General features: G+C 72.7%; 10 protein-coding genes. 5 read left to right on the top strand and 5 right to left on the bottom strand.

Going from position 1 to position 14,293, the window contains the following annotated elements; all coding sequences use genetic code 11:
• Positions 1 to 4: 4 nt before the first annotated feature.
• Positions 5 to 3,505 carry a methionine synthase gene (metH, locus tag R0146_RS12380; protein ID WP_317690137.1) on the bottom strand — a complete coding sequence of 1,167 codons (3,501 nt, stop codon included), beginning with the start codon at positions 3,503 to 3,505 and terminating at the stop codon, positions 5 to 7.
• Positions 3,506 to 3,588: 83 nt separating this feature from the next.
• Between metH and R0146_RS12375 the strand changes: the two genes are divergently transcribed.
• Both R0146_RS12375 and R0146_RS12370 read left to right on the top strand, forming a co-directional pair.
• Positions 3,589 to 4,434: a PAC2 family protein gene (locus R0146_RS12375; protein ID WP_317690136.1), complete on the top strand. Its 846-nt coding sequence runs from the start codon at positions 3,589 to 3,591 to the stop codon at positions 4,432 to 4,434.
• 34 nt (positions 4,435 to 4,468) lie between these two features.
• Positions 4,469 to 4,984: an SMI1/KNR4 family protein gene (locus R0146_RS12370; RefSeq protein WP_317690135.1), complete on the top strand. Its 516-nt coding sequence runs from the start codon at positions 4,469 to 4,471 to the stop codon at positions 4,982 to 4,984.
• Here the strand turns inward: R0146_RS12370 and thrC are convergent.
• On the bottom strand, positions 4,981 to 6,408 hold the full coding sequence (thrC, locus tag R0146_RS12365) for a threonine synthase (RefSeq protein WP_317690134.1): 1,428 nt from the start codon (positions 6,406 to 6,408) through the stop codon (positions 4,981 to 4,983). The two genes, R0146_RS12370 and thrC, sit on opposite strands and share 4 nt — an antisense overlap.
• Before the next feature lie 34 nt (positions 6,409 to 6,442).
• Positions 6,443 to 7,120, bottom strand: coding sequence for a ribulose-phosphate 3-epimerase (rpe, locus tag R0146_RS12360; RefSeq protein WP_317690132.1), 678 nt, complete (start codon positions 7,118 to 7,120; stop codon positions 6,443 to 6,445).
• Between the two features lie 42 nt (positions 7,121 to 7,162).
• On the opposite strand from rpe, the gene R0146_RS12355 reads away from it, so the two are divergent.
• Genes R0146_RS12355 through R0146_RS12345 form a run of 3 tightly spaced genes read left to right on the top strand, consistent with a single transcriptional unit; the run spans position 7,163 to position 11,491 of the window.
• Positions 7,163 to 9,130 carry a primosomal protein N' family DNA-binding protein gene (locus tag R0146_RS12355; RefSeq protein WP_317690129.1) on the top strand — a complete coding sequence of 656 codons (1,968 nt, stop codon included), beginning with the start codon at positions 7,163 to 7,165 and terminating at the stop codon, positions 9,128 to 9,130.
• Positions 9,131 to 9,173: 43 nt separating this feature from the next.
• Positions 9,174 to 10,097 carry a methionyl-tRNA formyltransferase gene (fmt, locus tag R0146_RS12350; protein WP_317690127.1) on the top strand — a complete coding sequence of 308 codons (924 nt, stop codon included), beginning with the start codon at positions 9,174 to 9,176 and terminating at the stop codon, positions 10,095 to 10,097.
• The gene (locus R0146_RS12345; RefSeq protein ID WP_317690125.1) at positions 10,094 to 11,491 is read left to right on the top strand and encodes an RsmB/NOP family class I SAM-dependent RNA methyltransferase; all 1,398 of its coding nucleotides are present in this window, start codon (positions 10,094 to 10,096) and stop codon (positions 11,489 to 11,491) included. The genes fmt and R0146_RS12345 overlap by 4 nt, the downstream gene beginning before the upstream one ends.
• On the opposite strand, the gene R0146_RS12340 is transcribed toward R0146_RS12345, so the two are convergent.
• Entirely contained in the window at positions 11,477 to 12,970 is a 1,494-nt protein-coding gene (locus tag R0146_RS12340) for a 13E12 repeat family protein (RefSeq protein ID WP_317690123.1), read from the bottom strand. The genes R0146_RS12345 and R0146_RS12340 overlap by 15 nt on opposite strands.
• Positions 12,971 to 13,060: 90 nt before the next feature.
• Entirely contained in the window at positions 13,061 to 14,290 is a 1,230-nt protein-coding gene (gene coaBC, locus R0146_RS12335) for a bifunctional phosphopantothenoylcysteine decarboxylase/phosphopantothenate--cysteine ligase CoaBC (RefSeq protein WP_317690121.1), read from the bottom strand.
• Positions 14,291 to 14,293: the final 3 nt, after the last annotated feature.

The raw sequence follows: 14,293 nt of genomic DNA, 5'->3' as shown, positions 1-14,293 counted from the left end.
GCCGTTATCGAGCATTGAAGTACTTGGCCTCCGGGTGGTGGACGACGAAGGCGTCGGTCGACTCCTCCGGGTGCAGCTGGAACTCCTCCGACAGGCTCACCCCGATCCGGTCGGCGTCGAGCAGTCGAGCGATGACGGCTCGCTGCTCGAGGTCGGGGCAGGCTCCGTAGCCGAAGGAGTAGCGCGAGCCGCGGTAGGCCTGGTCGCGCACCATCGCGTCGACGGTGGTGTCCTCACCGCCCAGCCCCAGCTCGGCGCGGACCCGGGCGTGCATCCACTCGGCCATCGCCTCGGCGAGCTGAACGCCCAGCCCGTGCAGCTCCAGGTAGTCGCGATAGGCGTCGGCGGCGAACAGCCGGCCGGTGGCCTCGGAGAGCGCCGCGCCCATCGTCACCAGCTGCAGCGGCATCACGTCCGGCCCCTTCGCCTCGGCCAGCGCCCGGTCGCGGAAGAAGTCGGCGATGCACAGGAAGCGCGGCCGCTGCTGGCGCGGGAAGCTGAACCGGCCGACCGTACGATCCAGGTCCTCGGGTGTGCTCGGGTCGAGGATCACCACCTCGTCGCCGGCGGAGTAGACCGGGAAGTAGCCATAGACCGCGGCGGGCTCGGCCAGGTTGTCCGTACGGATCCGGTCCAGCAGTCGGCGGATCCGCGGCCGACCCTCGCGCTCGGCGAGGTCCTCGTACGATGCGCCGCCGCGGGTGCCACGCAGCCCCCAGCGGCCCATCAGGGTGGCCCGCTCGTCGAGCCACTCGACGATCTCCCGCAGCGGGGCGCCCTTGACGATCCGGGTGCCCCAGAACGGCGGGATCGGGACGTCCACGTCGTACGCCACGTCGGAGCGCGCCGGCACCTCCGCCACCGGACGGTCCGGCCGGTCCACCGCCTGCACCCGCCGCTCGCGCGGGGCGGGCAGGGCGGCACCGGGCACGCCACGCTTGACGTCCATCACCGTGTTCATCAACGCGAGACCCTCGAAGGCGTCCTTCGCGTAGCGCACCTCGCCGTCGAACAGCCCCTGCAGGTCCTGCTCCACGTACGACCGGGTGAGCGCCGCACCGCCCAACAGGACGGGGTAACGTCCGGCCAGGCCGCGGGAGTTGAGTTCGAGCAGGTTGTCCTTCATCACCACGGTCGACTTCACCAGCAGCCCGGACATCCCGATCGCGTCGGCGTGGTGGTCCACGGCGGCGTCGATGATCGCCTGCACCGGCTGCTTGATGCCGAGGTTGATCACCTCGTAGCCGTTGTTGGTGAGGATGATGTCGACCAGGTTCTTGCCGATGTCGTGCACGTCGCCCTTGACCGTGGCCAGCACGATGGTGCCCTTGCCGGCGCCGGCGTCCGACTCCATGTGCGGCTCGAGGTAGGCCACGGCGGACTTCATCGTCTCGGCGGACTGCAGCACGAACGGCAGCTGCATCTGGCCGGACCCGAAGAGCTCACCGACGACCTTCATCCCGTCCAGCAGGAAGGTGTTGATGATGTCGAGCGGCGCGGTGTCGGCCATCGCCTCGTCGAGGTCGGCCTCGATGCCCTTCGACTCGCCGTCGATGATCCGCTGGGTGAGCCGCTCGCCCACCGGCAGGGCGGCCATCGCGGCCTCGCGCTCGGCGCGCTGGTCGGCGGTGGTGACCCCCTCGAACATCGCCAGGAAGCTGGCCAGCGGATCGTAGTCCTCGGTGCGCCGGTCGTAGATCATGTCGAGCGCCACCCGGCGCTGATCCTCGGGGATCCGGCTCATCGGCATGATCCGGGCGGCGTGGACGATCGCGGAGTCCAGCCCCGCCTCGATCGCCTCGTGCAGGAACACCGAGTTGAGCACCACCCGGGCGGCCGGGGCCAGTCCGAAGGACACGTTGGACACGCCGAGGGTGGTGTTCACCTCCGGGTAGCGGCGCTTGATCTCGCGGATCGCCTCGATCGTCTCCAGCGCGTCGCGGCGGGTCTCCTCCTGGCCGGTGCCGATCGGGAACGTCAGCGTGTCGACGAGGATGTCGCCGAGCCGCATCCCCCAGCGGCCGGTGAGGTCCTCGATCAGTCGGCTCGCGACCCGGACCTTCCACTCGGCGGTGCGTGCCTGGCCCTCCTCGTCGATGGTCAGGGCGACGACGGCGGCACCGTGCTCCTTCACCATCGGCATCACCTGGGCCATCCGGGAGGTCGGGCCGTCGCCGTCCTCGTAGTTGACCGAGTTGATCACCGACCGGCCGCCGAGGCGCTCCAGGCCGGCCTCGATCACCGGCGGCTCGGTGGAGTCGAGGACGATCGGCAGGGTGACCGCGGTGGCGAACCGGAAGGCCAGCTCGTCCATGTCGGCCCGCCCGTCGCGGCCCACGTAGTCGACGCAGAGGTCGAGCAGGTGCGCACCGCCGCGGCTCTGCGACTTGGCGATGCCGACGCACTCGTCCCAGTTCTCCGCCAGCATCGCCTCGCGGAACGCCTTGGAGCCGTTCGCGTTGGTCCGCTCGCCGATCGCCAGGTAGGAGATGTCCTGCCGGAACGGCACGTCGGTGTAGAGCGAGGAGGCGCTGGGCACCGGGCGGAACGGCCGCGGGGTCAGCTCGCGCCCGCCGACGCGCTCGACGACCTGGCGGATGTGCTCCGGCGTGGTGCCGCAGCACCCGCCGACCAGTGACAGCCCGAAGTCGTTGACGTACTCGTCCAACGCGTCGGCGAGCTGGCCCGGCTGCAGCGGGTAACGGGCGCCGTCGGCGGCGAGCTCGGGCAGCCCGGCGTTGGGCATGCAGCCGACCATGATCCGCGAGTTGTCCGCGAGGTGGCGCAGGTGCTCGCGCATCTCCGCCGGTCCGGTGGCGCAGTTCATCGAGATCATGTCGATGCCGAGCGGCTCCAGGGCGACCAGCGCGGCGCCGATCTCGGAGCCGACCAGCATCGTGCCGGTGGTCTCGACGGTGACCGAGACGATCACCGGGACGTCGCGGCCCGATGCGGTGATGGCGCGCTTGGCGCCGATCACCGCGGCCTTGGCCTGCAGGATGTCCTGGGCGGTCTCGATCAGCACCCCGTCGATGCCGCCGGCCAGCATCGCGGCGACCTGCACCTCGTACGCGTCGCGCAGGTCACGGAACCGTACGTGGCCCAGCGTCGGCAGCTTGGTGCCCGGGCCGACGCTGCCGAGCACCCAGCGCGGGCGCGCGGGGGTGGACCACTCGTCGGCGGCCTCACGCGCCACCGCCGCGGCAGCCTCCGCCAGTTCGGCGATCCGGTCGGCGATGCCGTACTCCCCCAGCGCGGAGAGGTTGGCGCCGAAGGTGTTGGTCTCGACGGCGTCGGAGCCGGCGGCGAAGTAGGCCGCGTGGATCTCCCGCACGACGTCGGGCCGGGTCACCGACAGGATCTCGTTGCAGCCCTCGTAGCCCTCGAAGTCATCCAAGCCGAGGTCGTACTGCTGCAGCATCGTGCCCATCGCCCCATCGGCAACAACGACACGGTGTGCCAGCGCGGCACGGAGACTCGACGGAGCGGATGATGTGGTGGTCACCGGGCCACTCTACGTGGCGGGCCCCCCGCACGCCCCTGCTCTCACGCGGTGGAGGGGTGGGCGGAACGGGTAGCCTGCCTGTCATGACGTCAGCCCCCGCCGATCCGACCCGCTCCGCCCCCGTCGCCCTGGTGGCGTTCGGCGGCTGGGGGGACGCGGGCGATGCGGCCAGTGCCGTCGCCGACCACCTGCTGCAGACCTATCCGGGCGAGGACCTGGCCGACCTCGACGAGGAGGACTGGTTCGACTACCAGACCAACCGTCCACTGACCGCCGTGGTCGACGAGGAGGGTGGCCGCGAGGTGGCCTGGCCGGCGATCAGCATCGGCCTGGTGCACCTGCCGGACATCGACGTGGTCACCGTGACCGGACCCGAGCCCAACCTTCGCTGGCGCACGCTGACCCGTACGATCCTGGCGATTCTGCAGGACGTCGGGGTGACCCGCGGGGTCGTCCTCGGCTCGATGCTGGCGAACACCCCGCACACCAGGCCGTTCCCGGTGTCCGGGTCGCCGCTCACCGCCGAGCACGCCCGCGAGCTCGGCATGGAGGTGTCCGAGTACGAAGGCCCGACCGGGATCACCGGCGTGATGACCCAGGCGATGGTCGAGGCGGGCATCGACACCACCGCGCTGTGGGTCGCCGTGCCGCACTATGTCTCCGAGCCACCCCAGCCGAAGGCCTCGCTGGCCCTGGCCCGCCGGGTGGAGGCGCTGCTCGACCTGCGGGCCGACTGGTCGTCCTTCGTCGCCGACACCGCCGCCTGGGAGAACGGGGTGGACGAGCTGGTCCGGGCCGACGAGGACATCGCCCAGTACGTCCAGATGCTCGAGTCGGAGAAGGACGCCACCGAGGAGCCGGAGGCCAGCGGAGAGGCGATCGCCGCCGAGTTCGAGCGCTTCCTGCGCCGCCGGGACGACAAGAAGTGAGCGGCGGACGCGCCTGACCGACCAGAATGGGCGCATGGAACTCGACAATCTGTGGACCCGGATCGAAGCCGCCCACGCCGACGCGTCGGGTCTGGCCCCGCTGCGGCCGGGGGCGGACGCCTCCGACATCGCGTGGGCCGAGCAGAGCATCGGCGTCACCTTCCCGTCGGCTCTGCGGACCTCCCTGCTCCGCCACGACGGGTCCGAGCCGGGCGGGTGGCCCGGCGGCCAGTTGCTGCCGGTGGCGCGGATCGTCGAGGAGCACCGCAGCCTGCGCAGGTTCCGTGAGCTCCAGCGGGGGCATGCCCTGAACGTGCTGGCCCATCCGCGCGACCTGGTCGGCGTACGCCTCTGGCCGGGCGGCTGGATCCCGCTGGTCGCCGACGGCGAAGGCCGCTACGAGGTGATCGACACCGTGCCCGGCCCGGCCGGAACGCCCGGGCAGGTGCTCACCGTCCGCGGCACGGCGGTCGGCGACCGCGTGCTGCCCGATGCGGCCGCTTACCTGCGCCGGGTGCTCGACGATCTGCTGTCGTTGGGCCAGGTCTAGCCGATGTTGCCGGCGATGTAGGCCTTGAGCTGGTCGACATCGCCGGGCAGCTCCACCACGTGGTGCTCCAGCGTGGTCAGCCGGGCGTACGCCTCGGGCATCTCGGGGGCCTCGCCCAGCGCCTCACGGATCGTCTCGCCGAACTTCACCGGCTGCGCGGTCTCCAGGACGATCACCCGTTCGCCCTCCTCCTGCAGCCGGCGGGCGACGGTCACCGCATCGGCGGTGTGCGGGTCGATCAGGATGCCGCGGTCCTCCCAGACCTCGCGGATGGTCCGCAGTCGGTCGGCGTGGGTGCTCGCCCCGCTGCGGTAGCCGTACCACTCGGCGCACTGCGGGAAGAGCGGGTCGTCGCTGAGATCGAACTGTCCCAGTCGGGTGAGCTTGGCGGTGAACAGGTCCAGCACGCGCTCCGGGTCACGGCCGACCAGGTCGAAGACGAACCGCTCGAAATTGGACGCCTTGGAGATGTCCATCGAGGGGCTGGAGGTCTTCACCGTCTCGTCGGCGCTGCGCGGCCGGTACACGCCGGTGCGGAAGAACTCCTCCAGCACGTTGTTCTCGTTGGTGGCCAGGATCAGGTGGCGGATCGGCAGGCCCATCTGGCGGGCGATGTGGCCGGCGCAGATGTTGCCGAAGTTGCCGGTCGGCACCGCGAACGAGACCTCCTCACCACCCGAGGTGGTGGCCCGCAGGTAGCCGGCGACGTAGTAGACGACCTGGGCGACCAGCCGGCCCCAGTTGATCGAGTTGACCGCACCGATGTGGGCGTCGCGCTTGAAGTCGGCGTCGGCGGAGACCGCCTTGACCAGGTCCTGGCACTCGTCGAAGACCCCGTCGATGACGATGTTGTGGATGTTGTCGTCGTCCAGGGTGTACATCTGCGCCCGCTGGAAGGCACTCATCCGGCCCTTCGGGGACAGCATGAACACCCGGATCCCGGCCCGGCCGCGCATCGCGTACTCGGCGGCGGAGCCGGTGTCGCCGCTGGTCGCGCCGAGCACGTTCAGCTCCTGGTGGCGCCGGTCCAGCTCGTACTCGAACAGCGAGCCGAGCAGCTGCATCGCCATGTCCTTGAACGCCAGCGTCGGCCCGTGCGACAGGCCCTCCAGCAGCAGTCCGTCACCGAGGTCGCCGAGCGAGATCACCGCGGTGTCGCCGAAGGCCTCCGCGGTGTACGTCCGCTCGCAGATGGCCCGCAGGTCCTCGGCCGGGATGTCGTCGATGAACAGCCCCAGCACCTCGGTGGCCAGGGCCGCGTAGCCCTGCTCCGCGAGCACCGTACGCCACTGCTCGAGCAGCTCGGGGGTCAGATGGGGGTACTCCTCCGGCAGGTAGAGCCCGCCGTCGGGCGCCAGGCCCTCCAGCAGGATGTCGGAGAACGTACGCGGCTCGGCGCCGCCACGGGTGGAGATGTATCGCATGTCGTCCTGACTCGTCGTCGGTGTCGGTTCGGATTCAGTGCACGTGGTTGTGGTGGATCTCGGCGTCGCCGCGGGCCCGCAGGGACCGGATCATCGCGTCCGGGTCGTCGGCGCCGTAGATGGCCGAACCGGCCACGAAGACGTCCGCGCCGGCGGCGATCGCCTGGTCGATGGTCCGCTCGGAGATGCCCCCGTCGACCTGCAGGGCGATCTGGCGGCCGGTGCCGGCGATCAGCTCGCGGGTGCGGCGGACCTTCGGCATCACGATGTCGAGGAAGGCCTGGCCCCCGAATCCGGGCTCCACGGTCATGATCAGGATCTTGTCGAACTCGCCGAGCAGGTCGGCGTACGGCTCGATCGGGGTGGCCGGCTTGACGGCGAGGGCGGCCTTCGCGTCGAGGGCGCGGATCTCGCGGGCCAGCCGCACCGGCGCGGCGGCGGCCTCGACGTGGAAGCTCACCGACTCCGCTCCCGCCTCGACGTACTCGGGCGCCCAGCGGTCGGGATCCATGATCATCAGGTGCAGGTCGAGCTCGTGGGTGGTGTGCTTGCGGATCGCCTCGACGACCGGCAGGCCGATGGTGAGGTTGGGTACGAAGTGGTTGTCCATCACGTCCACGTGGATCGCATCGGCGCTGGGCACCGCCGCGATGTCACGGTCGAGATTGGCGAAGTCGGCGGCGAGGATGCTCGGCGTGATCTGGATTCCCACGCGGCAGAGTCTAGTGTCTGAGCGCACTCCTAGGATCGGAGCATGAACGAGGTGGTGGAGCAGCCGGTGGCCCGGGTGGCCGTCGACATGCCGTTGCTGCACCTCGATCGGCTGTTCGACTACCGGGTGACCGCGGCCCAGGCCGCGACCGCGCTGCCGGGTGTACGGGTCCGGGTGCCGTTCGCCGGTCAGCAGCGCGACGGTTTCGTCGTGCAGCGGATCGACGGTGACGACCTCGGTCCCGGCACCGCGCTGCACCAGCTGTCCGAGCTGGCCCGGGTGGTGTCGGACGAGCGGGTGCTCACCGCCGAGATCGCCGGGCTGGTCCGTGCCGTCGCCGACCACTGGGGCGGGTCCTTCGCCGATGTCGTACGCCTCGCGGTGCCACCCCGCCACGCCGCCGCGGAGGGCGCCGAGCCACCGCACCGGCCCCCGCTCGACGCCCGCCGTGCCCTGGCCGCACCCCACCCGCTGGGCCGCTATCCGGCCGGTGCCGCGTTCCTCGACGCGATCGGCCTCGGCGGGGCGCCCCGGGCGTTCTGGCAGGTCGCGCCGACCCCGGACCCGATCGGTGACTGGGCGGCCGGGCTGGTCGCCGGGGCGGCCGCCGCGGTCGCCGCCGGGCGCGGCGCCGTGCTCGTCGTCCCCGACGCCCGCGACCTCGCCCGGCTGGCGGAAGCCTGCCGGGTGGCGTTCTCCGACAGCGGTTTCGTCACGCTGACCGCCGAGTCCGGCCCGGCCGCCCGGTACCGCAGCTTCCTCGCCGCGCTGCGGGGCCAGGCCCGGGTGGTGATCGGCACCCGCGGCGCGGTCTGGGCGCCGGTGGAGGACCTCGGTTTCGTCGGTGTGTGGGACGAGGGCGATGACCTGCTCGGCGAGCCGCGTGCGCCCTATCCGCATGTCCGGGAGGTCGCCGCCCTGCGGGCCCAGCGGGCCGGAGCCGCCCTGATGCTCGCCGGCCACGGCCGCAGCACCGAGGCCCACGCGCTGGTCGAGCGCGGCTGGCTGCACCCGATCGCGCTGTCCGGCCACGACCAGCGCGAGGTCTCCGCCGTCGTACGGACACCCCGGGACCGCCCCGACCAGCTGGGTCGGCTGCCGCACGACGCCTTCGATGTGATCCGGGCCGGACTGGCCGCCGGACCGGTGCTGATCCAGGTGCCGCGCGGCGGCTACCAGGTGGTCGTCGCCTGCGCCCAGTGCCACACCCAGCTGCGCTGCAGCCACTGCGGGGGGCCGCTGCACGGCCGCGAGGACGGCCTGATCTGCGGCCTGTGCGGCGCCCGGCCGGAGGACTGGAGCTGCCCGGAGTGCGGCGCGACACGCTGGCGTGCTCCGGTGGTCGGTGCCGAGCGGACCGCCGAGGAGCTCGGCCGGGCGTTCCCCCAGGTGCCGGTGCGCCGGTCGCATGCGGGGCACATCCTGGACAGCGTCGACGATCGCGGTGCGTTGGTGATCTGTACCCCGGGTGCCGAGCCGCCGGCCGAGGGTGGCTACGCCGCCGCCGTCCTGCTGGATGCCGACACTCCCCTGGTGCGGGCGGACCTGAGAGCCGCCGAGGAGTCGTTGCGCCGGTGGTTGCACGTCTGTGCTCTGGTCCGGCCGGGTGAGGACGGCGGCTCGGTGCTCGTGGTCGGTGCCGCCGAGCATCCCGCAGTGCAGGCGCTGATCCGGCTGGATCCGGCAGGTCTTGCTTCCCGGGAGTTGGCGGACCGCCGGGAGGCCGGCTTCCCGCCCGTCACCCGACTGGTCGTGGTGGAGGGCGACCAGGTCGGCGTGGAGGGGATCGCCGGCCGGTTGCTCCCGCCGGACGACGTCGAGGTGTGGGGGCCGGCACCGGTGCTGGAACCCGACGGCACCCTCGGCGACACCTGGCGGCTGACCGTACGGGCGCCACTGGCCGAGGGGGCCGCGACGGTCCAGGCCGTCCGCGACGTGCAGTCCCTGCGGACCGCGCACAAGGACCCCGGGGCCGTCCGGATCGTCGTCGATCCGCTGCGGATCGGCTAGGCGGAGCGGCTGAGGCCGGGCGGGCAGACGATAGACTCCGCTGGTGCGCCTCGTCTTCGCCGGTACCCCGGATGTCGCCCTGCCCAGTCTCGATGCCCTGGTCGCCTCGCGCCATGACGTCGTTGCGGTGGTGACCCGACCGGACGCCCGTCGGGGCCGCGGCGGCGGTCTCAGTCCGAGTCCGGTGGCGGCGCGCGCCGCCGAGCTGGGCATTCCGGTGCTGAAGCCGGCCCGGCCGCGGGAGGCGAAGTTCCACCAGCAGCTGCGCGACCTCGCCCCCGACTGCTGCCCCGTCGTGGCGTACGGCGCCCTGCTGCCTCCCTCGCTGCTGGAGATTCCGACCCACGGGTGGATCAACCTGCACTTCTCGCTGCTGCCCGCCTACCGCGGCGCGGCGCCGGTGCAGTCGGCGATCCTGCACGGCGAGCAGGAGACCGGCGCGGTGACGTTCCGGATCGTCGAGGCGCTGGATGCGGGCCCGGTCTGCGGCACCCTGCGCACCCCGATCGGGCCGCGGGAGACCTCGGGCGACCTGCTCGCCCGCCTGGCGGAGTCCGGCGCTGCGCTGTTGACCGAGACGATGGACCGGCTCGAGGACGGCACCGCCCGGTGCGTCGAACAGGCCACTGAGGGCGGCACGTACGCCGCCAAGCTGGGCACCGAGGACGCGCACCTCGACTGGACCGCGCCGGTCGAGCAGCTGGACCGCCGGATCCGCGCCTGCACCCCCGCGCCCGGCGCCTGGACCACGCTGGACGGCCAGAAGTTCCGGGTGCACGAGGCACTGCCCACCGACCGTCCCTCCACCACACCCGGCCTGGTGGAACGCGACCGGCGCAGCGTGCACGTCCACACCGGCAGTGGACAGCTCGAACTGCTCCGCGTCCAACCGGCCGGCAAGCGGGCGATGGTGGCCACCGACTGGGCCCGCGGCCTGCACACCGACGACATCCGGTTCGACCGGTGAGCCGGCCTCCCCGTCGAACCGGCGCGCGCCGCGGTCCGCGCCGGCCGGTCGATCCGGCCCGCCGCGCCGCGTTCGACGCGCTGCGGGCGGTGCACGCCGGCGGGGCGTACGCCAATCTTGCCCTGGCCGAGATCCTCGACCGGCGCCACCTCGACGAACGCGACGCCGCACTGGCCACCGAGCTGGTCGCCGGCTCCAGCCGCCTGCAGGGAACGTACGACGCGATCCTGGAGGCCGCTGCGGGCCGGCCGCTGTCGTCGCTGCAGCCGGCGGCCGTCGACGTGCTGCGGCTGGGCACCCATCAGGTGCTGTCGATGCGGATCCCGACCCGGGCCGCGGTGGACAGCGCCGTCGATCTCGCCGGCACCGCGATCGGCGAGCGGGTCACCGGTCTGGTGAACGCCGTGCTGCGCAAGGTCGCCGCGCATGACCTCGACGCGTGGGTCGACCGGCTGTCGGCGGGGACCAGCGGGGTGGAACGGCTGGCGCTGCGTACCCATCATCCGCGCTGGATCGCCCAGACGTACGCCGATCTGTTGGGCGAGGAGGCCGCAGCCGCCCTGGAGGCCGACAACGTCGCCCCGAGGCCGACCCTGGTGGTCCGGCCCGGGCTGACCGAACGGGACGACCTGGTCGCGGCGGGCGCGACCGCCACCCGGTGGTCCCCGTACGGCGCGGTTGGGGTCGGCAACCCGGGCGATCTCGTCGCCGTCCGGGACGGGCGGGCCGGGGTGCAGGACGAGGGGTCTCAGCTGGTCGCGCTGGCGCTGTCGCGGGTGGAGGCCCCGGCCGGCCGGTGGCTGGACATGTGTGCCGGCCCCGGGGGGAAGGCGGCGTTGCTCACCGGGCTGGCCCGCGCCCGGGGCGAGGACGTGCTGGCAGCCGAGGTCGCCGAACATCGCGCCGGCCTGGTGGCGCAGGCACTGCGCGCCTATCGACCCCGTCCCGGCGTGATCTGTGCCGACGGCACCCGGCCCGCCTGGCGGGCCGGTGCTTTCGCCCGGGTGATGCTCGACGCGCCGTGCACCGGTCTGGGCGCGTTGCGCCGCCGCCCCGAGTCGCGGTGGCGCCACCAGCCGGAGGACGTGGACGACCTCGTCCCGCTGCAGGCGCAGCTGCTGGTCAGCGCGATCCGCTCCACCCTGCCGGGCGGCGTGGTGGCGTACGTCACCTGTTCGCCGCACCCCTCGGAGACCGAGGACGTCGTACAGACGGTCGTCGATGAGCTCGGCGCCCAGAGGACGGTTGTCGAGGTGCTCGACGCGCCGGCGTTCCTGCCCGAGGTCCCTGCCTGTGGGCGTGCCGATCCGTGGGGCGGCCAGCGGTTCGTCCAGCTGTGGCCGCACCGCCACGGCACCGATGCGATGTTCTTGGCGCTGCTACGGGTCGGGTGACGATCGGCCGAGTGAAGGTCTCGGCCACTGGTGCAGCAGGATGATCTCCAACGTGCTGTGCTGTCGACTCCAGCTGCGGGCACCGCGGTTCGACACCGAGTGCACCCCGCCCAGGGGCGTTCGCCAGAGCCACAGGCCGGGCACCGGCTGCGCCAGCGCGAATCCGCCGTGGGTGCGGGCCCGATGGACCGTACGACTCAGTGGCCCGAGGTTGTCGGGCTGCGTCTGCCCGGCCTCGCCCGCGCGGAACGGACGGGTGTGGTCCAGGTCGAGTCGCCGCGACCGGCGCGTCGACCACGGGAAGACCTCGAACGGCTGGGCGGTGAGGAGCTGCTCCCGGACAGCCGCCGGCACCTCATAGGCGTCGGTCGCCACCGACTCGCGGTGGTCGATCACCTGGGTGAGCCGCACCCGGCTGTCGGCCAGCAGCCCGCGCAGGTCACCGACCAGGGTGGCCCGGCCGCCTTCGACCCGGGCCAGGTCGTCGGCGTCCAGGTGATCCGCGTAGGTGTGCACGTAGAGGCGCACCGGCGGGGCTAGTCGATCGGGATCGACACCGGCCAGCGCGTCGGCGACCGTGGCCAGCGCCCGCGGGTCGCTCCAGGCCGTCCTCTCGCCGAGGTCGGGATCCCCCTCGCCGAGCAGCGCCGGCTGCGGCGTGGCGGCCCCGGCCAGGACCGCCACGGCGCGGGCCGGGGTGGCGAGCAGACCGAGAGCCCGGGCCTCCCGTTCGCCACTCGGGCGCTGGTCGCCGGTCTCGGCGAACACGTCAGCCAGCCGGCCGACCATCGCCGTCAGATGGATCGCATCGGCAGCGTTCATCCGGGCGAAGACCGTCCGGGTCCCGGAATCATCGGCACGCCCGAGCCGGAAGCAACGCCCAGTGCGGGCGCGTTCCTCCTGGCGACGGGCTTTCTCGGGGTCGGCGCGGATCACCTCGGCCTCTGCCAGGGCCATCGCCCGGCCGAACCCGAGTCCGCCCAACCGGCCGGCGAGCGCCTCGTCCACCGCCCGCGCCTGCTCGCACGAAAGGCCTCGGGTGGCGCACAGGGCGGCGATCCGACGGGCCACCGCGACCGGCACGTCAGCGCCCAGCACGGCCGCCCACAACCGCGGCAGCCGATGGCGCAGATCCAACACGTCCGCGATCAACCGCCGAGCGGCGTACGGCGTGGTCCCGAGCAGCGGGCCGAGCTCCAGGTGCAGGAACTCCGGGATCCTCGGCGTCCCGTCGGCACCGCCGGGGACCATCGTGGTGCGTCCGGGGAGGACGGCGTCCTCTTCGCGGGGCGGCGGCGCCTGGTCGCACAGATGCGCCACCAGGACCAGTTCCCTGGCCTCCACCCCGGCGCGCAGAGCCCGCAGTGCCCGGAGATGGTCACCGGTCTGCACAGGATCGGCGGGCAGGGCACCGTCCGGCGACACCCACCCCAGGGCATCGCCGCCGTCCCGCCAGGGACGCTCGTGATCTCCGATCATGCTTCCACGCTACGGGAGACCTCTGACATTCGAACCGGCGTACGCATCCACTGGCGAGAAGCGGCCGCCCGGCGGCGGGGAGGAGCGCCGTCAGGCCCTGACGTAGCGCGTACGGTCCACCAACACCGCGTCCACGATCGAGTGGGCGACCACGTCCTTGCTGCCGGCGCACTCGGCGACGATCCCGGCGCGGTCGATGATCACCACCGCCGTGTCGGCGTCGCCGAAGACCTTGCCACCGCTCACGTCGTTGCAGACCAGCAGGTCGGCGCCCTTGCGGGCCAGCTTCGCCGTGCCGAGCGCCACCAGGTCGGCACGACTCTTCGCGGTCTCTGCGGCGAAGCCGACGATCGTCTGGCCGGCGGGTCGCGCGGCCGCCAGGGTCGCCAGCACGTCGGTCGTCTGGACCAGGTCGAGGGTCAGGCCCTTCTGGTCGTCCTTCTTGATCTTCTGCTCGGCGGGCCGGGCGGCGGTGAAGTCGGCCGGCGCGGCAGCCATGATCACCACATCGGCCGCCGGCGCGAGGTCCTGCATGGCCTCGGCCAGGTCGCCGGTCGAGACCACTCGGCGCACCTCGACATCGGACGGCGGCTCGTGGTCCATCCGGGCGGCCACCAGGGTCACCTCGGCGCCACGCAGCCGGGCGGCGCGGGCGATGCCGATGCCCATCAGGCCGGAGGAATGGTTACCCAGGAAGCGCACCGGGTCGAGCGGCTCCTGGGTGCCACCGGCGGAGACGACCACCCGCAGACCGGCCAGATCACGCGCCGCGGCGGCGCCGGCGAGCGCCGGCCTCTCCAGCAGAGTCTCGGCCACCGCCCGGATGTCCACCGGGTCGGGCAGTCGGCCCGGGCCGGAATCGGCGCCGGTCAGGCGCCCGGAGTCGGGGTCGACCACCACCACGCCTCGTTCGCGCAGGGTCGCCACATTCGCCCGGGTCGCGGCATGCAGCCACATCTCGGTGTGCATCGCGGGGAACATCACCACGGGGCACCGGGCGGTGAGCAGGATGTTGGTGAGCAGGTCGTCGGCTCGGCCGGCGGCCGCGCGGGCCAACAGGTCGGCCGTCGCCGGGGCGACCAGCACCAGGTCCGTCTGCTGGCCGAGGCGTACGTGTGGCACCTCGGCGGCCCCGCTCCACACGTCGGTGGCGACGGGGTGGCCGGACAGCGCCTCCCACGTGGTGGCGCCGACGAAATTCAGCGCGTTCGCGGTGGGCACCACGCGGACGTCATGGCCCGAGTCACGGAGCCGGCGGACGACCTCACAGGCCTTGTAGGCAGCGATGCCTCCGGCGACGCCGAGGATGACCCGAGCCATGAC

Origin of the sequence: Raineyella sp. LH-20 (assembly GCF_033110965.1) — a bacterium.
In the GTDB taxonomy this organism is placed as follows: Bacteria; Actinomycetota; Actinomycetes; order Propionibacteriales; family Propionibacteriaceae; genus Raineyella.
Note: the sequence above shows the minus strand (reverse complement) of the source record. Positions and strands in the feature narration are given on the sequence as shown.